The organism is Rathayibacter oskolensis (assembly GCF_900177245.1).
Lineage (GTDB): Bacteria > Actinomycetota > Actinomycetes > Actinomycetales > Microbacteriaceae > Rathayibacter > Rathayibacter oskolensis.
The window spans coordinates 68,175-92,544 of sequence record NZ_FXBM01000004.1 but is presented as its reverse complement, the minus strand read 5'-3'; the positions used below and the strand labels follow the sequence as shown (position 1 = coordinate 92,544).

Sequence of the window (24,370 nt, the reverse complement as noted above, 5' to 3'; positions counted from 1 at the left end):
GGTACCCGGGCCGCCGTGGGGAGCGGCGGCCCGGGCGTACGTGCGCGGCTGCGCGGTCATCCAGCGGCCGCGGTCGGGCAGCTAGACGTTCGAGTCCTGGAGCTGCAGCGTCTCCTCGTCGGCCTGCAGCTCGTTCGCAGCAGGCACGTCGATCGCCGTGAACACACCGCGCTCGATGAGCAGATCGATGTTGCGCTGGCGGGTGGCGCGCTCGCGGTCGAGCCAGCCGGCCTCCGGCGGGGCGTCGAGGTACTGGTTCTTCGGGTAGATCGGCTTCGCGTAGATCGCCGCGTACTGCTCGGTGCGCAGGTCCTTGAACCCGTTGAAGACGCCGTTCGACTGGCGGGCGCGGCGCAGGGCGTCGATGTCGATCACCGTGCTGACGAAGCTGTCGCCCGGGGTCAGACCGTCCTGCTTGACGATGATCTTGCCCTTGTGGTCGACGATCATCGACTGGCCGCCGAAGAGGTCGTTGAGCACGCCGTCGGGGCCGAGCTCGGGGCCGAGGTTCGGCGCGACCACGATGGCGTTGTTGAACATCGCGTGGGCGCGGTTCTGCACCTCCCACATCCCGTTCATCGTCTGCGGCTCGATGAGCGTGGCGCGGATGATGACCTCGGCGCCGTTCATGGCCAGGCCGCGGGCGATCTCGGGGTACGCGCCCTCGTGGCAGATCACGTAGCCGATGTTGCCGATGTCGGGCGTCTTGGCGACGGGGTAGATCGCCTCGAGCGCGTCTCCGCCGCCCTTCTTCTCGACCCACTCGTCCCAGAGGTCGTGCGGGTTGGTGGTTCCCAGGGTGCCGCCCTCGAATCCGTCGCTCGTGGCCTTCGCACGGCGGTACACGACCTCGCCCGAGGGGTCGATCATGAACGCGACGTTGAAGTAGCGGCCGGGAAAGTCGTCGTCGGCGACGAGGTAGAGCTCGCCGGCGATGTAGGTGTTCAGCTCGCGGGCCGCCTTCGCGAGCTCGTCGGTCTCGGGGCCGGGGATGGTGCGCGCGAACTTCTTCTCGGCGTCGCGGTCGCCGGCCTTGAAGGCCATGTGCATGCCCTGGATCGCCATCTCGGGGATCACCACGAGCTTGACGGGGTAGCCCTCGGTCGAGGCCATGCCGACGGCGGTGCGCATGAAGCCGATGATGCGCTTCGTGTTGCGGACCGCGTCCTCCGGCTCGACGATCGGGATCTGCAGGGGCGAGAGGGCAACGACGGTGTATGGCTCAGTCACGTCAACTCCTTTGTTGTGAGGTGGATGACGGCGATGTTAGCGCACTATCACCGCGAGCACTAGGGGCGCTCGATCTCGCATTCGCCGACGTCGAGCCGGATCGCACTCGACATCGTGAGCTACAAAAATGCCTCCGATCAGGATTTTTCCGGAGCGCACACGACAGTCGCTTCTTGCGCCGCCTCGTTTCCAGTGACGAGTTAGCGCACTATCACAGGATCAATGCGTCGGTGCTCTCCATGCTGCGGGCAGACCGCGAGCGCGATGCGCCCTCGAGCGCGACTACTCGCGCGGAGCGGGCACCCGCGGCACCCAGCAGCGCACCCGGTCGCGGTACCGCCGGAACGACTCCCCGAAGCGCGCCTCGAGATCGGCCTCTTCGAGCGGGCGGACGGCGTAGTTCCAGAGCACCGACCCGAGCAGCGCGTAGGCGACGACCAGCCACGACGACAGCAGCAGACCGACCGCGACGCCCTGGGTGATCCCCGCGACCGCCATCGGGTTGCGCACCCACCGGTAGGGACCCGCGATCACCAGCCGGTTCGGCATGGCGCTCGGCAGCGGAGTCCCGTCGCCCAGCAGCGACATCGACAGCGCCGACCAGATGCCCAGCGAGCTCGCCAGCACGAGCAGCACCGCGCCGAACGGCCAAGCGAGCGACGGGAACGGGAGCGCGACGACCCAGCGCGCCTCCAGGGCCGCGATCGCGATCGGGATCACGGCGAGAGCGCCTCCCCAGAACACGACGATCTGCGCGAGGGTCGCGGCCAGGTGCGCCAGCGGCGAGCGCCCGGAGGAGGCGAGCCGGAACGCGAACGGGCCGGAGGCGATCCAGCGGGTCGGGATGCGACCGAGCGTCACGAGGCAGAGTGCGGCGAGCGAGCCGCCTGCCGCCGCGAGCATCACGAGGACGCCCCAGCCCGCCTCCGTCGTCACGGTGGCGTAGCCGGCGAGCGCGATCGCGACGAGGAGGGTCCACCCGGTCGCGAGCCGTGCCGCCCAGCGCACGCCGAGAGCGGCCAGGGCGGAGGCGCCGACGAACAGCGGCAGGTCGAGGGCGGCGATCGGCAGCGGCTCGAGCGAGCCGAGTGTCGCGGTGCGGACGAACGGCGACAGCGCGACCGCGATCCACCACGCGGCACCCCCGAGGGCCTGCGCGGCGAAGTACGCGCGTCCCCAGGGCATGGCTGCGACGGTACACGGCCGGCCCGCGCGCACGAGTGCGCAGGAGTCGTCGTACTCGACCCTCGAGTACGACAACTCCTGGAGGCTCGACCCTCGAGGACGACGACTTCCGGAGGCTCGAGCCCGCGGTGCAGGATGGGCGCATGCAGACGACCCGCCCTCTCGCCGCATGACCGCCCTGCGCCCCCTCCGCGTGAGGATGCAGCCGCGGCCGATCGACGAGGCGAACCGCGTCTCGAGCCCGCTCGAGCTGCTCGTCGACCTCACCTTCGTGGTGGCCGTCGCGCAGATCGTCGTCCAGCTCGCCCATGCGATCGAGGAGGGGCATCTCGCCGAGACCGTCCTCCCGTTCGCGATGGTCTTCTTCGCGATCTGGTGGGCGTGGATGAACTTCACCTGGTTCGCCTCCGGCTACGACACCGACGACGTGCCCTACCGGCTGCTGACCCTCGCGCAGATGGGCGGCGTGCTCGTGCTCGCCGCGGGCGTCCCCGCCGCCTTCGAAGAGGGGGACTTCGCCGCGATCACGATCGGCTACGCGATCATGCGCTTCTCGCTCGTCGTCCAGTGGCTCAGGGTCGCGGTGTCGACTCCGGAGCACCGCCTCTCGGCCCTGCGCAGCGCGGTCGGGTTCTCGGTCGTCCAGGTGGCCTGGCTGCTGCGCCTCCTGCTGCCCGAGGAGTTCGCGATCTCGAGCTTCCTCGTGCTGGCCGCGCTCGAGATCAGCGTGCCACTGTGGGCGGCGCGGGCGGGCGAGCCGAGCTGGCATCCGCACCACATCGCCGAGCGCTACGGGCTGTTCACGATCATCCTGCTCGGCGAGAGCGTGCTCGCCGCGGTGACCGGGGTGCAGAGCGCCGTCAGCGAGGCCGGAGTCAGCCCGTCGCTCGTCCTCGTCTCGGCGTGCGCGCTGGTGATCGTCTTCGCGCTGTGGTGGATCTACTACGTGCACCCCTCCGGCGAGCTCCTCGAGCGGAGGCGGAACCTCTCGTATCTCTGGGGGTACGTGCACTTCGGCGTCTTCGCGGCGCTCGCCGCCCTCGGCTCGGGGCTGGAGGCCTCGGTGGCGGCGACCTCGGGCCACCTGGAGGCGTCGAACAGCGTGATCGGCGCGACCGTCGCGGTCCCGGTCGCCGCCTACCTCCTGCTGCTGTGGGCGGTGCACTCCCCGCTCGGGTCGGAGCACCCGATGCCGGCGCGCCTCGTGCTGCCGGCCGTCGCGCTCGCGCTCGCGACGGTGCTGCTCGCCGAGCCGCTCGGCGTGGGCGGCGTGCTGGTGGGGCTGGCGCTGGTCTGCGCGGGGCTCGTGGCCGTGGTGGTCGCGGCGGGTCGGGTGCGCGCCTGACACGACACCGGCCCCGGAGCCGGTATCCGGAAAGCGAAGGCCACCCCCGCCCGTTCACCCACCCCCACTAGGGTGCCGTTACTCACGACCGGCACGTCCGGCGTGGACCGGATCCGCGAGCAGCGATCCCTCGGGAGGTGCCGACCGGCAGACGTCTCGACCGCTCGCGGACACCCTCGCCCACCGGCGGGGAGCGGCCCGCACCACTGTGGCTGGAGTCAGCATGGAGCACCCTCACCCTCGCGCATCACGGGGCATCCCCTCGAGCGGAACCTCCGTCGGCCTCCTGTCGACCTACCCGCCCACCCGCTGCGGGCTCGCCACCTTCTCCGAGGCGCTCGCCGAGGCCCTCGTCACCGAGCACGGAGCATCGATCAGCACGGTCCGCGTGATGGACGAGCTGGCCGTGCCGGGGTCTGCCGCACCGAAGCCCGGCAGGCAGGTCGTCGCCGAGCTCGTCGCCGACGACCCCGCCGGCATCACGGGAGCCGCGGCCGCGCTGAACCGCGCCGACGTGGCCGTGATCCAGCACGAGTACGGCATCTTCGGCGGCCCCGACGGCGCCGATGTGATCGCCGTGATGGAGGAGCTGATCGTTCCGGTCATCGTCGTGCTCCACACGGTCCTCGAGACGCCGAGCGACAACCAGCGCCTCGTGCTCGAGCGGGTCGCCGCCCTCGCCGACGCCGTCGTGGTCATGACCGCCGTCGCAGGCGAGATCCTCGGCCGCCGCTACTGCGTCGACGCCCGCAAGGTCGGAGTGATCGAGCACGGAGTGCCCGTCTGGACCCGCGACGCCGACCGCGCCCCGAGCGAGCTCCCGCAGATCATCACCTGGGGCCTCATCGGGCCGGGCAAGGGCATCGAGTGGGCGATCCGCGCGATGGCCGAGCTGCGCGACTCCGGAGTGCGGGCGCAGTACACCGTGCACGGGCAGACGCACCCGAAGGTCGTCGCGTCGCAGGGCGAGGCCTACCGCGAGTCGCTCGCGGCGCTCGTCACCGAGCTCGGGCTCGAGGGCGACGTCGTGCTCGACGGCCGCTACCTCGACCCGGCGGAGCTCGCCGCGGCGGTCGCCGTCGCCGACGCCGTCCTGCTGCCGTACGACTCGCGCAACCAGGTCACCTCGGGCGTGCTCGTCGAGGCGCTCGCCGCCGGCAAGCCCGTCGTGGCGACGGCGTTCCCGCACGCGCTCGAGCTGCTCGACGAGGGCCGCGCCGTCGCCCACCAGGATCCCGCCGCGATGGCCGCCGCCCTCCGCGACGTGCTCCTCGGCTCCGCGGTCGCGCTCTCCGCCCCGGCCGCCGTGTCGTGGCCCGAGGCCGCCGGCCGCTTCCTCGCGCTGGCCGAGCGCCTCCGACACGAGCGTGCGGCGTGACCGGCCCGCCGCTCCCCTACTTCCATCTCGACACGCTCACCGACGCGCAGGGCCTCTTCGAGCACGCGCTGCTCGACGAGCCCCGGCCCGAGCACGGCTACTGCGTCGACGACGTCGCCCGAGCGCTGGTCGTCGTCGTCCAGGAGCCGGAGCAGTCGGCGAGCACCCGCCGCCTGACCGAGCAGTACCTGCGGTTCCTCGAGGCGGCGACGGAGGCGGACGGCACCGTCCACAACCGGATGTCGCCCGAGGGCGAGTGGGCCGACGAGTCATCGGTCGGCGACTGGTGGGGCCGCACCGTCTGGGCCGCCGGCGTCACCGCGGCGAGCGCAGAGCTGCCGCTGACCCGGCTCCGCGCGAGGAGGCTCTTCCTCCACGTGGCCGAGCAGCGCTCGCCCGACCTCCGCTCGATGACGTTCGCGGTGCTCGGCGCGGCCGAGGTGGCCGAGATGGGCACTCTCTCGGCGGCCGCCGCGCGGCTCCTCCGCGACGCCGTGCCGATGCTGCTCGTGGGCACCGACCCGGCGTGGCCGTGGCCCGAGGCGCGCCTGCGCTACGCGAACGGCTGCATCCCCGAGGCGCTCCTCGTCGCCGGCGAGGCGCTGCACGATCCCCCGCTCCTCGCGCGCGGGTTCGCGGCGCTGGCGTTCCTGCTCGAGCTCGAGACGCGCGAGGACCGGCTGTCGGTGACCGGGGCGGCGGGTCGCGGTCCCCACGAGCGCGGCGTGCTCTTCGACCAGCAGGCCATCGAGGTGGCGGCGATCGCGGCCGCCTGCGCGCGGGCGCTGACCCTCGACGACGATCCGCTCTGGCGCGACGGTCTGGCCTCGTGCTGGGCGTGGTTCCACGGCGTCAACGACTCCGACACCCTCATGATCGACCCGGGCACCGGAGCCGGCTACGACGGCCTCGAGCGTCACGGCCGCAACGAGAACAGGGGTGCGGAGTCGACCATCGCGGCCCTGCACACCTCGCTCGTCGTGCGGCGGGCGGCCCTGCAGCCCGCGCTGGCCCTCGTGTCCGTCCCGGGATGACGGCTGTGCCGCTCCGACGTCGCTCCTTCTGGGCGGTAGGGAGCGGTTGTCGAGGAACTCGCCGTTCTCGGATCCGATCGACATCACCGTGGAGGGGCTTCGGTCCAGCGAGCGTGCCGGACCCGGGGAATCGCGGTCAGCCCGCGTTCGGCAGCAGCACCTCCACCCGGCCGTCGACGACGCGCGTCTCGAAGCGCGGCTGCGGGGAGGTGGCGGGCCCGCGGAGCACCTGGCCCGTCTCGAGCGAGAAGACGCTCGAGTGCCAGGGGCAGGCGACGCAGGCCTCGCCGGGGCCGCCGACGTCGACGATCTCGCCCTCGTCGAGAGGTCCCGACAGGTGGCTGCAGACGTTCGACAGGACGTCGACCCTGTCTCCTCGGCGGTAGGCGAGCAGGGGCGTCTCGGCGACGATCCTCTTGACGAGCGCGTTCTGCGGCAGCTCCTCCAGAGGGCCGAGCTGCTGCCAGCCGGTGGGGAAGCGGTGCGGGACGTCCTCGGTGTGGTTCGCCCCTGCCGCCTGCCGATAGCTCAGGTGCCCGCCGAGGTAGCCGCCGCCGGAGACGACGGCGAGCCCGAGCGTGCTCAGCACCTTCCCGCTCGTGCCGCGGCCCCGTACCCGCTGGATGAAGGACGCCGCGTAGAGAGCTGTCGCGAGCACGTTCGCGGAGGCGTGGACGAGCCCGACGCGCATCTGCTGCTCGTGCAGCTCCGACCAGTCGGTGTAGCCGGTGGCGGCGGTCGGCAGGACGCTGGCCACTCCCACGCCGATGAGGGTGCACGCCGCCTTCTCGTTGCCGGGCAGCAGATCGAGCACCGCGGCCGACACCCACGCCCCGGTGGGGATGAGGACGAGCAGCGGGTGCACCGGGTGACCGACCGGGACTCCGTGCAGCACGTCCCGCACGGGCTGTGGACGGATGACCGCGTTGACCGCCTTCCGCACCCGGCCGACGAGCGGGTCGAGGGCGGCCGCATCCTCGAGGCGAGTGACGAGTCTGACGAGCTTGAGTTCGCGCATGCTCCAGCCCACCGCGGAGCGGCCCGCGGCGACAGGGGGTTGCGAGGAGGCGTCCGGACACTCTCGAACGCTGCACGCGTCAGCGCCGGGCGGGCGACGGCGCGCCGTCACCGCATCGCCGGCGCCCGCCTCAGCGGCGCGGCCTCCCGCGGCGCAGGCTCCCGAGGCGCCGGCTCCGGCGAGATGCGGAGTCCGCCGGGCGTGTGCGAGTCGGCGATCAGGCGCCGCACCCACTCGGGGTTGATCGTCGCCGGGGCGCCCGCGCGGTAGGTGAACCGGAGCGCGATCGCCGGATGCAGCCACAGCGAGGTCCGCCCTCCCCCGACGTCGTCGGAGTCCCTCCACGAGAAGTAGAAGGACTCGCTCTTTCCGAGCTTGGCGCCGATGACCACCTGCAGGTGCGCCAGCAGGCGGTCCTCGAAGTCGGCTTCGAGATCGGAGTCGTACACGAGCCTGCCCATGGTGGGGTCCTGCCGTCGGGCGCACTCGGGGAGAGTGCCGGTGCTCACACGAAGAGGTCCGGATGGGTCGGGACGCAGGCTACCCCTGATCAGGCCGCGAAAACGGGACGGGGCGAAAGTCGATGCCGCGGATCGGATCGGTTCGAGATCCGGCCGCCGAGCGCCCCCACGAGACGCCTTCGGCGCGTACGCTCGCCCCAGCCTCGAACCGTCGCGCATCAGGACCCGTGCGCCTCGACTCGACCGGTCGGGCGACCAACCAGCCCGCGTCCCTTCCCGACCGGGTCCCTTCCGTCGGAGACGCCGTCATGGCCCGCATCCGCTCGACTCTCACCCTCGAGGCGCTCGTCTCCGCACTCGCGGTCCCGGAGGGCATCCATCCCGCGCTCGCCCGGCGGGTCAGCGAGGACGCCTCTCGGAGCCTCCGGCCGACGGCACACAGACGGGTGCCCGCCGGAGGCTCACCGCTGGCCGCCTTCAGCGACATCGACGCCGCACCGGACGCCTCGCCCTTCGCGCACCTCTGAGCGCCTCCGGTCGTGGTGGAGTCAGAGCAGGTCGAAGTACGAGCTGAAGTCGCCGACGGCGACCGCGTCCTCCCGCGTCTCCTCCGGCGTCGTCGCGACGACGTTGCGGGGCGCGTTCAGCGCCTGCGTGCGATCGTCGAGGTCCCGGCCGCACTCGCTCCGATCCGACGCCGCGGCGTTGCGGCGGGCGGTGCGGACCGCGAGGGGCACGCCCAGCCCCACCACGAGCATCACCTGGGAGCGCGGTGCGGGGGTCGAGGCGTCGTCGAGGGTGACGGTGCCCATCTCGCGATGCCGAGCGAGAGCCATCGAGTACCGCACGACGGCCGAGGCGGTCGCATCTTCGAGCAGGAGGGAACCGCCGGTGTGGGAGAGGGTCATCATGAGATCGTCCTTCGGTCGTGGCCCCCCGAACGTCGTTCAGGGCACCGGGGACCGGAATGCGATCCATCGAGCCTACGTCGCGCTCCTGCTCGAGAGCCCCCTCCTGGTCGTCACTCCGGCTCGATCGTCAGGACGCCGAGCCCGCCCGGTCTCCGGGGCCGCCCGGGCGAGTCGGTGATCGAGGGCCCGACGCCTGGTCGGGTGCACGCTGCGAGGATGAGCGCCGGCTTCTCGGACGTCGCCCCGTCGGGCTCCATCGACATGATGTTCGTCTCACCCCGACACCAGCGCCGCGGAGTGGCGACCCGCCTCCTCGCCCACGCCGAGGCCGTAGCCCGCCGGTCCGACGCCTCCGATGTCGTCAGGCGGGCCGACCGTCGCGGAGGGTCAGCACGCGGTCGGCGCGGTCGGCGACCGCCGGGTCGTGGGTCGCGACGACGGCGGCGAGCGAGCCCGAGCGCACGGAGGCGAGCAGCAGGTCGATGACGCGGGTCGCGGTCGCGCTGTCGAGCTGGGCGGTCGGCTCGTCGGCGATGAGCAGGCGCGGCCGGGCGACGAGCGCCCGCGCGATCGCGACGCGCTGGCGCTGGCCGCCCGAGAGCTGATCGGGGCGCTGATCGCCGTGCTCGTCGAGCGCGACCGCTACGAGCGCCTCCTCGACGCGCCGATCGCGCTCCTCCTGCTCGGTCTGCAGCAGCCGCAGCGGCATCTCGACGTTCTCGCGCGCGGTGAGGTCCTCGAGCAGCGCGAAGTCCTGGAACACGATGCCGAGGGCACTCCGGCGCAGCTCCGCGAGCCTCCGCTCGTCGAGACCGGCGACGTCGGCGCCCTCGATCAGCACCCGCCCGCTCGTCGGCCGGTCGACCGTGGCGAGCATCGAGAGCAGCGTCGTCTTGCCCGCTCCGGAGGCGCCGCGCACCACCACGAGCTCGCCCTCGGCCACCGAGAGCGACACTCCCGCGCAGCCGACGACGTCGCCCGCCGGGGTGGGGAAGACACGGTGCAGGTCCTGCGCGTCGAGAACGGTCACGAGGCGTCTCCTTCCGGGAGGGAGTGGCGGCCGCGACGGCGCGGCGGGTCGGGCACGACGGCGTCGGGCGCCGCCTCCGGCTCCGGCTCCCCCGCCTCCCTCCCCGATTCCACCCGGATGTGGTCCGCCTCGAGCCCCAGCCGCACCCGGTCGCGCAGCCCGAGAGCGCCGGTGAACTCCTCCGGCAGCTGCAGCCGTCCGAACCGGTCGAGCACCGCGAACTCCTCGGCCGCCTGCTCGCCGCCCGAGAGCCGCCGCAGCGTCTCGGTCGAGGTGCGCCCGTCGCGGATCCGCACCGTCCGGCTGACGTGGTCCGACACTCCGGAGTCGTGCGTCACGATCACCGTCGTCACCCCGTTCTCGCGGTTGATGCTGCGCAGCGCCTCGAGCACGTCGACCGTCGCCGCCTCGTCGAGCTCGCCGGTCGGCTCGTCGGTGAGCAGCACGTCGGGCTCGTTGACCAGCGCGACCGCGATCGCCGCGCGCTGCTGCTGCCCGCCCGACAGCGCGACCGGACGCCGGTCGCGCACCGCGCCGAGCCCCAGCAGCCCCACCATCTCGTCGACCCGCTGCGCACGGAGGCGGCGCGGCCCGCGGGCGACCGCCGCGACCACCCGGATGTTCTCCTCCACGCTCAAGTACGGCAGCAGGTTGCGCGCCGTCTGCTGCCAGACGAAGCCGACCGTGCGGCGCCGGAAGTCGACGCGCTGCCGCTCGGTCAGCGTGAGCACGTCGCGCCCGGCCACCTCGACCCGGCCGGCCGTCGGGGTGTCGAGCCCCGAGAGGATCCCCAGCAGCGTCGACTTGCCCGAACCGGAGGCGCCGACGATCGCCAGCAGCTCCCCCCGCTCGACGAGCAGATCGAGCCCCTGGAGCGCCTGCACCTCGACCCCGGCGGTGGTGAAGATGCGCACGAGCCCCGAGCACAGCACGGCGGGTGGAGTCATCGGCGGGGGCCTCTCGGAGTGGTGGTGGCGGCGACGGTGATGCCCGCCGCGAGGAGGAAGGCGGCGACAGTGACGAGCGCCGTCACCGGATCGACGAGCACCGCCGCCTCGTCGAGCGACGGGAGGGCGAGCAGCGGTACGAGCGCGAAGGGCAGCACGAGCCCCACGAGCACTCCCGCGAGGGCTCCGATCGCGGCGGGCGGAGTCGCACTCGCCACGGCGAGCGCCGCGATCCGCGAGCGGGGCATCCCGAGTGCCGTGAGCACCGCCGCTCTGCGTCGCCGGGCGCCCGCGGAGGCGAGGGCCGCGAGCAGCAGCACGGCCGACGCCGCGACGACTCCGCCGGCGACGCCTCCGACCAGCGCGATCTGCTCGGCGACGACCCGCGCGTTGCCGAGCCGCTGCGCCGCGACTCCCTCCGCGGTCCGCACGTCGGCGTCGGGCCCGAGCGCCGCGCGCACCGCGTCGGCCGCCGCCGGGTCGTCGAGCCCCACCAGCACCACGTCGGCGGCGCCGGGCTGGATCCGCAGCTCGAGCGCCGTCGCGGTGTCGACCAGCAGCCACGTCGACGCGCTCGTCAGCGGCGACGCGTCGTCGGCCGTCGCGACCACCGCCAGGTCGTGGCCCCTGAGCGACAGCTCGGCGTCGCCGATCTCGGCCGCCGCCGACCGCGAGGCGATCACCGGGACCGTGCCGTCCGCCTCCGTCGCCGCGAACCCGTCGGGCACCCGCAGCCGATCGGCGAGGCCCGCCTGCACCCGCACGAGCGCTGCGGAGTCGACCACGACGATCCGCATCGGCGACCGCGACGCCCCGACGGTCACCGTCGCGGGGTCGTCGGCGACCACCGCGGCCACGTCCGCGACTCCGGGCACGGCGGCCAGCTCGGCGACGCCCGCGGCCGTCAGCCCCGGCCCGCGCACCGCGAGATCGGCGCCGACATCGGCCGACGCCTGCTCGACGACCGCCGCGCGCACCGTCGTCAGCAGCGCCCCCGAGAACAGGGCGACCGCGAGCGCACCGGCGACCCCGACGACCACGAGCGCGCCGTCGGCCCGGGAGGAGGCGAGCAGCGCCAGCGACCCGGTGCCGGCCCGCCCCCGCCGACGCACGACGCCGAGCACCGCGGGCAGGAGGCGCGCCGCACCGACCGCCCCCGTCACCGCGAGCAGGGCCGGGGCGAGCACGCCCGCGAACGGCAGCGGCGCCCGCTGCACGAGCGCCAGCACCGCCGCGAGGGTCGCCAGCACGAGCAGCGCCTCGGCGCCGGGGCGCAGCAGAGGGTGGCGGTCGCCGCGCACCACGAGCGCCGACCGGTGACCGAGTGCGGCGCCACCCGCGGCGACCACGATCAGCGCGCACACCGCCGCGACCGCCCAGCCCTCGATCACGACTCCGCCGGTCAGCTGCAGCGAGACCGCCACCCCGGCGCTCGCCCCGACGGCGGCACCCGCGGCCGAGGCGACCGCCGCCTCGCCGGCCAGCGCGAGCCTCCGCCGAGCCGCCGACGCGCCGCGGGCCTCGAGCACCGCGAGCCCCGGCTCGCGCGCCCGCACGAGCAGCAGCACGATCAGCGCGAGCACCACGCCGCCGCCCACCGCCGGCCCGCTGACCGCCGTCCAGACGAAGCCGTCGCTCTCGCGCTGCGCCGCGATCGCGTCGTCGAGCAGCGAGGGCAGCGAGGTGGTGAAGCTGTAGCCCGGGTCGGCTCCCCCGGCGAGCTCCTGCTGCCGGCCCGTGAAGGTGCGCGCCTGCTGGGCGAGCAGCTCCGCCTCCGGGCCCTCGATCTCGTCGATCGACACCGGGTACCAGGCGATTGTGCGGGCGGGGATCGGCAGCACGTCGAGGATCGAGGCCGAGGCCGGATCGATCAGCGCCGTCCCGCGGGCGATGGTGCCGTCGGCGCCGGCCGAGATCAGGGCGGGTCGCAGCGCGTCGGCGACGTGGCGCCAGACCGGCGCCCGGTCGTCGCGCCCCTCGAACGTGCCGGTCAGCTCGACCGTCACAGTGCCTCCCGGTGGCAGCGAGAGCAGCCGCCGCTCGCCGACCGCCCACACCATCTCGGTGGCCACCGCGGCACCGAGGGCGATCGGGATCGTGCCGCCCGACGCTGCCGGGCCGGGCAGCGACCCCTCCGTCACCTCGACATCGGCGGCGAGCCCGGGCTCGGCCGCGAGCGCGAGCTGCGATGCGCGCACCGGAGGCCCGCCCGGCTCCGCCGAGACGGGGACCGCGTCGAGCACGGTCGCCGCGCCCGGCTCGCCGAGGGCCGAGGCGAGCGGCAGCGGTTGCGCCGCGCCGAGATCCCGGAGGGAGGAGTCGAGCGCGCCCCAGACCTCGTCGACCCCGTCGGGCAGAGTGCCGTCGCCCGCTCCCGGCAGGATGCCGAGGGTTCCCTCGGCGGTGACGTCGAGCCGCGCGGGCCCCGCCTGCCCGAGGTCGTCGCGCAGGGCCGCGGTCGCCGAGCGGGCGCCCAGGGCCGGGAGGAGCACGAGCGCGGCGGCGACGATCAGGCTGAGCACCGCGAGCGCGACGGTCATCGCCGGGGCCGCTGCGGCCGCGCGCGGCGTGTGCGCGCTCACCGGCGTGCTCCCGTGGTCGTGTCCCGGCGCTCGTGGGAGGCGGCGACGACTCCGCCGACCACCGCGACCAGCAGCGCGCCGAGCAGCCCGAGCAGCAGCGGCCCGTCGACGGCCGAGAGCGGGGCGGGCCGGGTCGCGCCTCCGACGGCGAGTGCCGACGCCGCGGGCAGGCAGAGCGCCGAGGCGGCAGCGCCCACCAGGGCGCCCGCGATCACCGAGGCACCCGCGACGATCCCGTTCTCGACGAGTCGGCGGGCGCGGCGCTCGCGCGCGGTGAGTCCGAGCGCGGCGAGCGCGGCCTCGTCGCCCGCGCGGAGGCGTCGCAGCAGCGCGCCGTTCGCGGCGAGGGCGACGAGCGCCATCAGCACCGCGACCGCCGCCGCGACACCCCAGACGGCGACGCCCGCCGAGACGAACGGCGATCCGCCCCCGCGCACCGTCCACGACGAGTCGGCGTTCGCCGCCACGACCCTCGCGACCGCCTTCGGATCGTCGGTCGCCACCCAGACATCGGACGGAGTCGGCAGCGAGCTCGACGAGTCGAGGCTCGCCCGCGCGAAGTCGGCGGTGTCGATCGCGAGCGAGCGCGCGCCCTCGGCCCCGGGCACGACCGGCACGATCGCCGCGACCGTCGCCGGCAGGTCGCGACCCGAGGTGCGGCTCACGTCGAGCTCGTCGCCGACGGCGAGTCCGAGCAGCGCGGCCGCGGAGGCGCTCAGCGCGACGGGGAGCGGCGCGTCGGTGCCGTCGACCACGATCGTGGCCCGCTGCTGCCCCGACGAGAGCGAGAAGGCGTCGCGCGAGAGCCGGTCGGCGGCGATCTCGGCCGTCGCCGCGCCCTGGGCATCGAGCCCCGAGACCTCGTCGAGCGTGACGGTCGCCGAGTCGGCGCCCTCGAGTCGGAGGTCGATCGTGAGCAGCTCCGCGTCGGCGAAGCCCGCGGGCAGAGCCCCGGTGAGCACGGCCTCGGCGCCGACGGGAGCTGCGCCGAGGTCGATCGCCGCGAGCGCGCCGTCAGCCGATGCGAGCCAGGCCGTGCCCGAGAGCGTCCCGCCGAAGCCCCTCGAGGTGATCCCGATGCCGATCCCGACGGCGGTCCCGCCGATTCCGCTCGGCCGCTGCGACCGGGGAGCGAAGGCGATGCCGGTGAGCGCCTCCGCCCGGGCCGCGGGCAGCACCACCGCGGTGAGCTGGTCGTCACCCACCTCGACGTCGGTCGTGAGCACCGCCGCAGCGGCCGCGACCTCGGGCGCCTCCGCGATCACCGCGACCGGGGCGGGCTCGTCGCCGACCGTCACGATCGGCCCGAGCGCGAAGCCCGCCCTGAGTTCGGCCCCGTTCTCGTCGACCGCGACCGACCGCTCGGCAGTCGTGACCGCCGCCGGCAGCACCGCGGCCGCGACGCAGAGGGCGGAGGCGAGCACGACCACCAGCGCCGTGGCCGAGAACGAGGTGGCACGCGCCCGCAGCGAGCGCAGCGCCACGAACAGCCACGGGGCGCGGGTGGTGCGCCCGAGCCGGGTGCGCCGCAGCACCCAGGCCGAGGCGCCGGCCGTCGCCGCGAGCGCGAGCGCCAGCACGAGCAGCGGCACCGCGGCGATCCCCGCGACCCCGAGCTCGCCCGTGGCGGAGTCGAGCTGCCAGACCGCGACGGCCGCCGCCGCGAGGAGGAGCGCGATGCCGACCCCGCGAAGTGCGCCGGCCGACCGCCTCCGGGGACGGGTCAGCGGCACGGGCTGCACGGCGGCCGTGACGATCAGGGCGGCGACGAGGGCGACGACTCCGAGCACGCCCTCGAGAGACCAGCCCGCCTGGGGCGTGACGACGGTGGAGACGAGGTGGCCGACGACCGCGCCGATCACCGCCGCGGGTGCCGCGACCGCGACGACCTCGCCCATCGACCAGCGGATCAGCTGCCCGCGCGACGCCCCCCGCGCCCGCAGCAGCTCGTCGGCGCTCGCGCGGCGCCGGGCGCCCAGCACGATCAGCCGGCTGCTGCCCACGATCACGACGACGAGAAGAAGGAGGAGTGCCGCCGCCGTGAGCCCTGCCGCCGCGTCCGACGTGCGCACCGCCCGCGCCGCCGTCTCGGCCAGCCCGCCCGAGACGGTGACCGCGCCCGCCGCCCCCGACACCGCGAAGGCGTCGGTGAGCGCAGCCCGGTCGGCCGCCCGCGCGACGTCGGCGAGGCTCTGGTCGCCGGGGACGACGACCCATCGCGAGGTCGACGGGCCGGCGAGCTCGTCCGCGGTGACGAGGAGGGGGCCGGCGGTGTCGCCGTCGCGGCCGGAGGTGGAGGCGGGGACCGCCGCCCAGCGCGGCGCGAGGGGGTCGGTCGGCTGCCACGTGCCGCTGACCTCGAGGTCGGCGCCCTCTGCCGTGACGGTGTCGCCGACGGCCAGGCCGAGCGCCTGCGCGGCCGAGGCCTGCACCGCGGTCTGCCCGGCGGCGGGCCAGGCGCCGTCGACGAGCGTCGCCGCGTCGGGCAGGCCCGGGTCGGCGACGAACTCGACTCCGGAGGCGACGCCGTCGACCGCGATCGGTCCGGCGGTCTCGGAGCGGGTGATGTCGGCCGAGGTGAAGCGGTCGGCGAGCAGCTCGCGCACCGCCGCGTCCTGCTGCGCGGCGTCGGAGGCGGTGTCGGCCGTGATCACGACGGCCCCGTCGAGCCCGATGGCGCCGTCGACGGCCTCGCGGGCCGCCGCGTCAGTGGTCGCGGCGACCGATCCGGTGACCCCGATGACAAGGCCCGACGCCACGGCGACGACGGCGGCCAGCGAGGCGAGGCTCGACGCGGCCGAGCCTGCGCGCGCAGCCCACGGCGAGGCACGGCGGGGCGTGCGGCGAGGTCCGGGCCGGGAAGCGATGAGCGCCACTCTAATGGGAGGCGGGGGGACGAATAGACGTGCTATCGGGTCGGCGGGAGCGTCCGGCGTCAGTGCGCGTGAGCACCCGCCTCCCGGCCCCGGTGCCCGTCGCCGAGGACGTCGACCGCGTCCTGGCAGGGCTCGCTGACGGCCGCGCATTCGAGCTCCTCCGAGTCGACCTCGAGGAGGAACCCGGGCGACGGTCTCTGCATCGGAAGGCGGGCACGGTGCCTCCCGGCCGCCCCTCCACGCACCCCCCTTCGGGGTCACGGAGTCGTTTCCCATTGCCCGGGACACGAGCGCATCGGTAGCTTTCGAGCACCGATCCGCGCCCCTGGGGTGCCCGGCATCGCGCACGCACCGTCGCGTCGTCGCGCGGAGGCGGTCTCGCCGATGGTGGACGTGGACGGACCGATCCGCCCTCTCGAGAAAGCGACACGATGTCGTCATCGCTCCACCTCTCCTGCCTGCTCCCCTCTTCGGTGGTGGCCCCGTGAAGGCCCCGCGCCGCTCACGGCTCGCCCTGGTCGCCGCCGCGCTGATCGCCGCCTCCGTGGGTCTGACCCCCGCGCTCAGCGCCGCCGCCGCCGCTCCGACCGCCTCGACCGCGGTCACCTGCGACGACGACGGCCCGGTCAGCGCGATCGTCTCCGGCACCACCGGGTCATCGACCCCCTCGGCCGAGACCGTGGTCGTCGGTCTCGCCGTCAACAACGCCACCGTCGAGGAGCAGACCGTCCCCGCTTCGGGCGGCGTGTTCGCCTTCGACTCGGTGGACGTCGAGTTGGGCGACACCCTCGTGGTCTGGGCCGACAGCTCGGCGAACGTGCAGTACCGCTACCGCGTCACCCCGCAGTCGTGCGGTGGCGGATCGACCCCCACGCCGACTCCGACCGCGACGTCGACGCCGACGGCAACTCCGACCGCGACGCCCACGGCGACCGCCACTCCCACCGCGACACCCACTCCGACCAGCACCCCGACCCCCGGGGGACCCGTGACCGTCACCCGCATCGCCGGAGTCGACCGCCAGGACACCGCCGCGAAGGTCTCGGCCGCGACGTTCGCGGCCAACGTGCCCGTCGTCTTCATCGCCACCGGCGGCAACTTCCCCGACGCTCTCGCCGCCGGGCCCGCCGCCGCGAAGCAGAACGGACCGCTGCTGCTGGTCGACCGCGACTCCATGTCGCAGCCGGTCCGCGACGAGCTGCGCCGCCTCAAGCCGAGCAAGATCGTCGTCGTCGGCTCCGACCTGAGCGTCAGCGAGCGCCTCGCGACCGAGCTCGCCGCCTACGCGAAGACCGGTGAGGTCCAGCGCATCGGAGGCGTCGATCGCTACGAGACCGCCGCGAAGCTCGTCGAGGCCGCCTTCCCGAAGGGCTCCTCGCAGGCCTGGCTCGCCACCGGCGAGAAGTTCCCCGACGCCCTCGCGGCCGCAGCCGCGGCCGGCTCGGTCCGAGCGCCCGTCCTCCTGATCAACGGCGGACTCAGCGCTGCCGACGCGACCACGAAGAGCCTCGTGTCGGGTCTCGGCGTCAAGAAGCTGACGATCGCCGGTGACCCCCTCTCGGTCAGCACCGGCATCGAGACCTCGTTCCGCCTCGAGCCCACCCGCATCGGAGGCGTCGACCGCTACGACACGTCGGTCCAGCTCAACCGCGCCGCCTTCACCGCCGCGTCGACGGTCTACCTCGCCACCGGCGAGAACTTCCCCGACGCCCTCTCCGGAGCGGCCGCCGCCGGCTTCACCAAGAACCCGCTCTACACCGTGAAGCCCGACTGCGTGCCCCAGCCCGTCCTCGACGACATCGAGACCCTCGGCGCCACGAAGGTCGTGCTGCTCGGCGGCACGGGCACGCTGTCGGAGGGGGTCGCGTCGCTGACGGCGTGCAGCTGACCCTCTAGGGTCACCCGCGCGGAGGGCCGGGGTCGCCGTGATCGGCGGACGGACGTTGTCAGACGTCCCGTTCCGCAGGTCGCGGCGCCCCCGGCCCTTCGCTCGTCGGCGTGCACTGCGCGGAGGCAGGCCTGCTCGAGCAGCCTGCACTCCTGCGGCACTCCGCTCCGGCCGCACATCGCGGAGATGCCAACAACGCCCCAACCGTCCTCCGCATCCCGCGCTGCCGGGCACCTCACCGCACCGGCGCCCGCACTCCACGCCGCTCGGTCCCTCCGGAGGCGAATATCTCGAGAGACGGGCCCGAGCGCCGTCAGGCGGACGCCTCAGTCACGTGCAGCGCGCCGGCACCCTCCGGCAGCGTCAGCGAGGTGAACCGCCCCACCTGCGCAGCGAGCGCGCGCTCCGTCGTCGGCCGCTCCATCGACGACGCCACATGGCTCCGTCGAGCTCGCTGCCGCCGGCGACGGCGCGTTCGCGGCAACCGAGCCGCTGACGCAGATGAGAAGACCCGGCGGAGACGACGACGGCCAGCGACGAGAAGCCGGACGCGGCCGAGTCTGCGCCAGCAGTCCGCTGTGAGGCGCGGCGTCGCGTGCGGCGAGGTCCGAGCCGGGAAGCGACGAGCGCCGCTCTAACGGGAGGCGGGGAAACCGATAGACATCCGACCGGGTCGGTGGTCGTCGGAGGTCTCCAGGCTCGCGCCAGAGAAGACGATCATCGTGAGGAGCGAAGCAACTGCGTCAGTCGCCGTATTCGACTGGATCGACGCCCTTGTAGGAGACCTCGCATCGGGAGAATTCGTCGCCCTTACTCAAAGGTCGCGCGCATGCATGCCTTACCAAGCGCTGTTCAGTGCTATGGAGTGCATTGGCTGTAAGCGTCGCGGACGTTGAGCACTGTTGACGTGATCTGATGGGCTGTCAGCGCGAGGCCCACCCCGGCGACCGGCAGTCTGAGCGACGGGCGATCAAGCGTTTCGAGCGCCTTGACCGCGCCAGCGGCCGTCTCTGTCGCGACATCCTCGACATCGGGCTCGAGGGGAAACGTCGAACTCTCTTGTGCGAGTTCCATTGCAGCGTTGTAACAGCGTTGCGAGTCCTCAACGACCGTACATGCTTCGGCGAAATAGGTCGCGTCTTCTGCACACATCGCACGGAAACCGGCAAGTGACGCATCGTACCGATCCCGCGCTTCTTCGATCGCTACGTAGGGGCTGTAGTCCACTCCGTCGCATCCACCGATCCATTGACCGCTGTCACTCTCGTCCGAGCCGATCCAAGGCCAGACCACACCTGCACCGCAAAAGCGAGCAGTCGGAGGTTCCGCAAGAGGATCAGCGTTCGCTGCGGCAGGGAACGGTCCATCAGAGTCGGACCAGTCGACGTCGCGCGCATCCACGAAACACTGGTCTACCTCCCATTCACATGTCTGAATGAGGTTGATATCGGCCCGCGGCTCAATGAAGTGGCCGCGAATGATAGCGGTGCCCTCGTATTGTGTGAGTAGGCGCGGGGTCCTTACGTAATCTGCGTCGAGGTAGATACTTCCACCGACCTGATGAATAACGGCCGGGTCGTTCTTGAAGTACATCGACGATTTGTAATCGTTCGGAACTCCAGTCGGCTCGACGAACGTTGAGTCCAAGATCGAGAGTTCGCCTTCCACTCTGATATCCCTGAGGGCTCGGAATTCCACGTTGGTGAAGTCGACCTTGGCGCTCGGGCCCACCGAGATCGAGCCGTAGGTTGCCGCACCCTCCCGGTTCTCACCTCGATAGACTCCCTTATTCGCCGCACCGCCCTCGAACCGGAACGCACCCGCCACTGATAGGTTCTGCGCCACGAAGTCGTACCCAGCTCTCACAACCAGAGTCGCTTCCGGCGCCACCCGCATCAGTTCCGGCGACTCGTCAATGCTTCCGATCGGCCAATTCAAAGATCCCAAGACTGTTATGTCCCAGAATTCGTAGAGCTCAGGATTCGGGCCGGAATTGTTGGCGAGCGACCCATTGGACAGGTTGGCCCAGAGAACCTGGAACTTGGCATTCTGTTCGGTCAACTCGTTGCCGACTAGGGAAAGCGGCATACTCGCGCACATGACCTTACAGTCATCCATGTAGCTGAAGCCGTTTCGGCCGTGAATCTCATTGTCAGTCACAACGGCGCGTCCAGAGGACTGCGCGGCCCAGGCATCGACCCCTCTGTTGTGGAGGATGTCGACGTTGTTGGCGATGTCGTTGTTCTCGAGAACGATTGAGCTGACCCAACTGGTGATGTCTACACTGTTGATTCGCGAGTCACGGACCGTCAGTTCTTTTTGCGACGCTTCGCAGACTGAGCCCTGCTCCTTAGACAGAACAAGCCCGTCCGCCTTTGCACTGATCGAGCCGAAGGAGGAATTGTTCACCATTACACTCCCACACGGGGCAGCGATGCTGACGTTATTGGAATCAACGTAATCAGCAAGCAAGGTACCTCCGCGCAGGGTCGTGTTTATAGAGCCCCCTGCGTACGGAGAGGTTTTGAGGTTGATATGCGACGTCGGCGTGCCGGCGAAGTTGGCCGTGCCCATGACAGCCAACGTGGCATAGAGTTCAACAGTTACGCCGGCCTCGAACTTCACCGTCGTGCCTGCAGAGATGGCCGGACCGTAGCCCGCTGGTGTTTGGCAGAAGCGCACGACATCGACTGCGGATGTCGACCACGTCGTGTTCTGCGTGACATCCTCCGAGACGCGGATTACCCGCTTTCCGTCGTCTTTCGCTGGACCGCACGTTCCGGTCTCCGTCGAGTCCCATGCGCGAAGACCTTCGCTGGACTTAGTAGTCGTTCGATAGCCGGGCAATGTCCCCGTTACTGCGACGGTGATCGAGGCACCTGCGTCCGCCAGTACTATCTGATAGCTCGGGGCTGAAGCGCCTGGGATTGCTATTCCATCGCGCTCCCACTGGTACGAAATGGTCGGCATGGGAGACCATGAGGTGGCGTCTCGCGCCTCGAGAGTAGAGCCGATGCGACCCAGCCCGGCGATTCGCGGTGTCGGGGTCGTTGTGAACTCGAGCTGCGCGCTCTGAACAGACGGCGTTGGTGCGGAGGTTTTCGTGGTGGTGGTGTATCCGGTCTTGGTCCCGGTCACCGTGACGGTCAGGGTCGCGCCGACGTCAGCGGTGACGGGCTTATAGGTGGACGCGGTCGCCCCACTGATCACCGTCGTCCCGCGCTTCCACTGATACGTGAACGTCGGGACCGGGCTCCACGTCCCGGCATTCGCAGTCAGCGTGGACCCCACGGTCATGGTCCCGGTGATCGTCGGAATCGGCGCAACCGTGAACGCCGTGGCCGCAGCAGCCTTGATCGTCGCGGTCGCGACGGAGGTCTTCGAGGTGGTGGTGTATCCGGTCCTGGTCCCGGTCACCGTGACGGTCAGGGTCGCGCCGACGTCAGCGGTGACGGGCTTATAGGTGGACGCGGTCGCCCCACTGATCACCGTCGTCCCGCGCTTCCACTGATACGTGAACGTCGGGACCGGGCTCCACGTCCCGGCATTCGCAGTCAGCGTGGACCCCACGGTCGCGGTCCCGGTGATCGTCGGAATCGGCGCAACCGTGAACGCCGTGGCCGCAGCAGCCTTGATCGTCGCGGTCGCGACGGAGGTCTTCGAGGTGGTGGTGTATCCGGTCCTGGTCCCGGTCACGGTGACGGTCAGGGTCGCGCCGACGTCAGCGGTGACGGGCTTATAGGTGGACGCGGTCGCCCCACTGATCACCGTCGTCCCGCGCTTCCACTGATACGTGAACGTCGGGACCGGGCTCCACGTCCCGGCATTCGCAGTCAGCGTGGACCCCACGGTCGCGGCCCCGGTGATCGTCGGAATCGGCGCAACCGTGAACGCCGTGGCCGCAGCAGCCTTGATCGTCGCGGTCGCGACGGAGGTCTTCGAGGTGGTGGTGTATCCGGTCCTGGTCCCGGTCACGGTGACGGTCAGGGTCGCGCCGACATCGGCGGTGACCGGCTTGTAAGTGGACGCGGTCGCCCCACTGATCACCGTCGTCCCGCGCTTCCACTGATACGTGAACGTCGGGACCGGGCTCCACGTCCCGGTACTCGCAGTCAGCGTGGACCCCACGGTCGCGGCCCCGGTGATCGTCGGAATCGGCGCAACCGTGAACGCCGTCGCCGCAACAGCCTTGATCGTCGCAGTCGGGGCGGAGGTCTTCGAGGTGGTGGTGTATCCGGTCCTGGTCCCGGTCACCGTGACGGTCACGGTCGCGCCGACATCGGCGGTGACCGGCTTGTAAGTGGACGCAGTCGCCCCACTGATCACCGTCGTCCCGCGCTTCCACTGATACGTGAACGTCGGGACCGGGCTCCACGTCCCGGCATTCGCAGTCAGGGTGGACCCGACCGTCGTCGTCCCCGTGATCGTCGGAGTCGGGGCAGCGGTGAACGCCGCCGGCGCCTTGATCGCTGCGGTCGCAGCACTCGTCTTCGACGTCGTGGTGAATCCGGTCTTGGTTCCCGTCACCGTGACAGTGAGGGTCGCGCCGACATCCGCGGTGACGGGCTTATAGGTGAACGCGGTCGCCCCACTGATCAGCGCCGTCCCGCGCTTCCACTGATACGTGAACGACGGCACGGGATTCCACGTTCCCGTGGTCGCCGTCAAGGTCGCCCCCACTGTCGTCGTCCCGGTGATCGTCGGTATCGGCGCAGCCGTGAACGCCGTCGCCGCAGCAGCCTTGATCGTCGCGGTCGCAGCAGAGGTCTTCGACGTGGTCGTGTATCCGGTCTTGGTCCCGGTCACCGTGACGGTCAGAGTCGCGCCGACGTCAGCGGCGACGGGCTTATAGGTGGACGCGGTCGCCCCACTGATCAGCGCCGTCCCGCGCTTCCACTGATAGGTGAACGTCGGGACCGGGCTCCACGTCCCCTTGTTCGCCGTCAAGGTCGCCCCGACCGTCGTCGTCCCGGTGATCGTCGGTATCGGCGCAGCGGCGAACGCCGTCGCCGCCGCAGCAGGGGCTGAGGGTAACCCGGTCAGAACGAGCGCCAGTAACAGGAGCATGGCTATGCGGGCACGGGAGGAGAGCTTGAGCAGCACCGGGAACCAATCGAGGATGTGATTACGACCGCGTCATCGCTCGGGAGGACGGAAGAGTAGCAGCCCACTCCGCCCGGTTGAGAAGCCGCTCATTGTCGCCACAGCCGGAGCCACTTCGCAATCACTGAAAAGGTGACAAAGAGGCGAGGATCAAGCCGCCGCACTCCCGTTGCCTGCCCTGAAGCAGGGTGAACGCTCACGTCAGTCGGCGGGATGCTTGTCTGGAGGTGGGACTTGGGGACAGCAGTGCTGCGTTCCATGGAGAGCGGTCTTTGCCGCTCGGGCTCGAACCTAGTCTCGATCGATGTCTCGTAGGGCGAGGGATCCCGATCCGGCGTGAATCCGACATCCCCGTCCGACCATCGCAGCCCATCACCCTTCCCTCTGCGCCGACCGCGTCGGCACCTGGCCTCGAAGCACTGCGAGCAGCTCAAGCTCCTCCGCGTCGACCAGCCCCGCACCCGCCGCGACTCGCGCAACGAGCCCGTCCCGCAGCGTCTCCTCCAGCCCCCGCCGCACCAGCCCCGCCGCCTCGGCCCGCGCCGTCGACCGCGCGTTCATCGCGTACCAGGAGCGATCGGCCAGCCAGAGCGGCAGCGAGCGCGGCCCGGCCCACTCGTTCACGCCGTGAGCGAGCAGCCACGGCTCGGGAGCGAGGACGGGCTCCGCGGAGGAGCCTGCGGCTGCCCGTGCGGCCGCGAGGTGCTCGGGAAACGGCAGCGGCGACCCCGCGACGTTGAAGACCCCACCCGTGCCCGCCTCCGCGCAATGCACCAGCCATGCCGCGAGATCCCGGACGTCGAGCACCGCGGTGGGCAGCTCGGGAGCGTCGGGCACGAGCACCGCGCCCTCCGCCGCGGGGTGCGCGAAGCGCCACGGCCAGTAGCTGGTGCGCCCGGTCGGATCGCCGGGTCCGCCGAGGAGGCCCGCCCGGGCGATGAGCGACCGTGAAGGCCCGAACGCCGCAAGGATCGCCTGCTCGCAGGCGACCTTGGCGGGGCCGTAGCTGTCGGGGTCGGTGTAGGAGTCGGAGTCCAAGGGCGCCAGCAGCGGCGCGTCCTCGTCGACTCCGATCTCGGCCTGGGAGGCGTAGACGTTGCCGGTCGACACGAACAGGCAGCGGTCGGCGACCGGAGCCAGGTCGCGGACGGCGCGGCGCACGTGGCCGGGCTGCCGGGCGACGTCGACGACGGCGTCCCAGTACTCGGTGGCGACGGAGGTGAGCGCGTCGTCGTGGTCGCGGTCGGCTCGGATGAGGCGGGCGCCCGGTGGGACATCGGTGCCGCGGGCGACGCACGTGACGTCGTGACCGCGGTGGAGCGCCTCCGTCGCGAGCTGCCGGCCGAGCCAGGCGGTGCCGCCGAGGATCAGAAGTCTCATGC

At 72.1% G+C, this 24,370-nt stretch carries 17 protein-coding genes and 1 pseudogene; 6 read left to right on the top strand and 12 right to left on the bottom strand.

The annotated features are described in order from the left end of the window. Positions 1–81 precede the first annotated feature (81 nt). Both B9Y99_RS17580 and B9Y99_RS17575 read right to left on the bottom strand, forming a co-directional pair. Positions 82–1,230, bottom strand: a complete 1,149-nt coding sequence (locus tag B9Y99_RS17580; protein ID WP_085477950.1) for a nitrilase-related carbon-nitrogen hydrolase — start codon at positions 1,228–1,230, stop codon at positions 82–84. A gap of 282 nt (positions 1,231–1,512) precedes the next feature. Continuing rightward, complete coding sequence (locus B9Y99_RS17575) at positions 1,513–2,415, bottom strand: methyltransferase family protein (RefSeq protein WP_085478098.1); 903 nt, start codon at positions 2,413–2,415, stop codon at positions 1,513–1,515. A 169-nt stretch (positions 2,416–2,584) separates the two neighbouring features. Between B9Y99_RS17575 and B9Y99_RS17570 the strand changes: the two genes are divergently transcribed. From B9Y99_RS17570 to B9Y99_RS18940, 3 genes are all read left to right on the top strand, one after another. Further along, complete coding sequence (locus B9Y99_RS17570; protein ID WP_244275045.1) at positions 2,585–3,760, top strand: low temperature requirement protein A; 1,176 nt, start codon at positions 2,585–2,587, stop codon at positions 3,758–3,760. A gap of 223 nt (positions 3,761–3,983) precedes the next feature. Next, positions 3,984–5,138 (top strand): glycosyltransferase, encoded by a 1,155-nt coding sequence (locus tag B9Y99_RS17565; RefSeq protein WP_085477949.1) that lies wholly within the window; start codon positions 3,984–3,986, stop codon positions 5,136–5,138. Further along, complete coding sequence (locus B9Y99_RS18940) at positions 5,135–6,172, top strand: hypothetical protein (protein WP_085477948.1); 1,038 nt, start codon at positions 5,135–5,137, stop codon at positions 6,170–6,172. The genes B9Y99_RS17565 and B9Y99_RS18940 overlap by 4 nt, the downstream gene beginning before the upstream one ends. Before the next feature lie 136 nt (positions 6,173–6,308). On the opposite strand, the gene B9Y99_RS17555 is transcribed toward B9Y99_RS18940, so the two are convergent. Further along, positions 6,309–7,190: a Rieske (2Fe-2S) protein gene (locus B9Y99_RS17555; protein ID WP_085477947.1), complete on the bottom strand. Its 882-nt coding sequence runs from the start codon at positions 7,188–7,190 to the stop codon at positions 6,309–6,311. Between the two features lie 107 nt (positions 7,191–7,297). Continuing rightward, on the bottom strand, positions 7,298–7,651 hold the full coding sequence (locus tag B9Y99_RS17550; RefSeq protein WP_085477946.1) for a DUF7882 family protein: 354 nt from the start codon (positions 7,649–7,651) through the stop codon (positions 7,298–7,300). Positions 7,652–7,959: 308 nt separating this feature from the next. On the opposite strand from B9Y99_RS17550, the gene B9Y99_RS17545 reads away from it, so the two are divergent. Next, the gene (locus tag B9Y99_RS17545) at positions 7,960–8,178 is read left to right on the top strand and encodes a hypothetical protein (protein WP_129588123.1); all 219 of its coding nucleotides are present in this window, start codon (positions 7,960–7,962) and stop codon (positions 8,176–8,178) included. A 21-nt stretch (positions 8,179–8,199) separates the two neighbouring features. Here B9Y99_RS17545 and B9Y99_RS17540 read toward each other — a convergent pair whose 3' ends face one another. Next, positions 8,200–8,562 (bottom strand): hypothetical protein, encoded by a 363-nt coding sequence (locus tag B9Y99_RS17540; RefSeq protein WP_085477944.1) that lies wholly within the window; start codon positions 8,560–8,562, stop codon positions 8,200–8,202. On the opposite strand from B9Y99_RS17540, the pseudogene B9Y99_RS19415 reads away from it, so the two are divergent. Continuing rightward, positions 8,470–8,904: pseudogene (locus B9Y99_RS19415) on the top strand (GNAT family N-acetyltransferase); the annotation flags it as partial. The gene B9Y99_RS17540 and the pseudogene B9Y99_RS19415 sit on opposite strands and share 93 nt — an antisense overlap. Positions 8,905–8,923: 19 nt before the next feature. Here B9Y99_RS19415 and B9Y99_RS17535 read toward each other — a convergent pair. The 5 genes from B9Y99_RS17535 to B9Y99_RS18930 are packed head-to-tail and all read right to left on the bottom strand — an operon-like array spanning position 8,924 to position 16,200. Next, positions 8,924–9,592 carry an ABC transporter ATP-binding protein gene (locus B9Y99_RS17535; protein WP_165759676.1) on the bottom strand — a complete coding sequence of 223 codons (669 nt, stop codon included), beginning with the start codon at positions 9,590–9,592 and terminating at the stop codon, positions 8,924–8,926. Continuing rightward, on the bottom strand, positions 9,589–10,539 hold the full coding sequence (locus B9Y99_RS17530; protein ID WP_085477943.1) for an ABC transporter ATP-binding protein: 951 nt from the start codon (positions 10,537–10,539) through the stop codon (positions 9,589–9,591). Before B9Y99_RS17530 ends, B9Y99_RS17535 begins: the two co-directional genes overlap by 4 nt. Next, positions 10,536–13,121, bottom strand: a complete 2,586-nt coding sequence (locus B9Y99_RS17525; protein ID WP_085477942.1) for an FtsX-like permease family protein — start codon at positions 13,119–13,121, stop codon at positions 10,536–10,538. Before B9Y99_RS17525 ends, B9Y99_RS17530 begins: the two co-directional genes overlap by 4 nt. Beyond that, positions 13,118–15,997: a hypothetical protein gene (locus tag B9Y99_RS17520; RefSeq protein WP_085477941.1), complete on the bottom strand. Its 2,880-nt coding sequence runs from the start codon at positions 15,995–15,997 to the stop codon at positions 13,118–13,120. Before B9Y99_RS17520 ends, B9Y99_RS17525 begins: the two co-directional genes overlap by 4 nt. A 59-nt stretch (positions 15,998–16,056) precedes the next feature. Further along, a complete protein-coding gene (locus B9Y99_RS18930) occupies positions 16,057–16,200 on the bottom strand; it encodes a hypothetical protein (protein ID WP_165759674.1) in 144 nt (47 codons plus the stop codon). Positions 16,201–16,481: 281 nt separating this feature from the next. Here B9Y99_RS18930 and B9Y99_RS18925 point away from each other — a divergent pair, with 281 nt between their 5' ends. Further along, positions 16,482–17,885 carry a cell wall-binding repeat-containing protein gene (locus B9Y99_RS18925; RefSeq protein ID WP_165759673.1) on the top strand — a complete coding sequence of 468 codons (1,404 nt, stop codon included), beginning with the start codon at positions 16,482–16,484 and terminating at the stop codon, positions 17,883–17,885. Between the two features lie 858 nt (positions 17,886–18,743). On the opposite strand, the gene B9Y99_RS17510 is transcribed toward B9Y99_RS18925, so the two are convergent. Together B9Y99_RS17510 and B9Y99_RS17505 are read right to left on the bottom strand one after the other, a co-directional pair. Beyond that, positions 18,744–22,988 carry a hypothetical protein gene (locus B9Y99_RS17510; protein WP_085477939.1) on the bottom strand — a complete coding sequence of 1,415 codons (4,245 nt, stop codon included), beginning with the start codon at positions 22,986–22,988 and terminating at the stop codon, positions 18,744–18,746. Positions 22,989–23,360: 372 nt separating this feature from the next. Continuing rightward, positions 23,361–24,368, bottom strand: a complete 1,008-nt coding sequence (locus B9Y99_RS17505) for an NAD-dependent epimerase/dehydratase family protein (protein ID WP_085477938.1) — start codon at positions 24,366–24,368, stop codon at positions 23,361–23,363. Positions 24,369–24,370 lie beyond the last annotated feature (2 nt).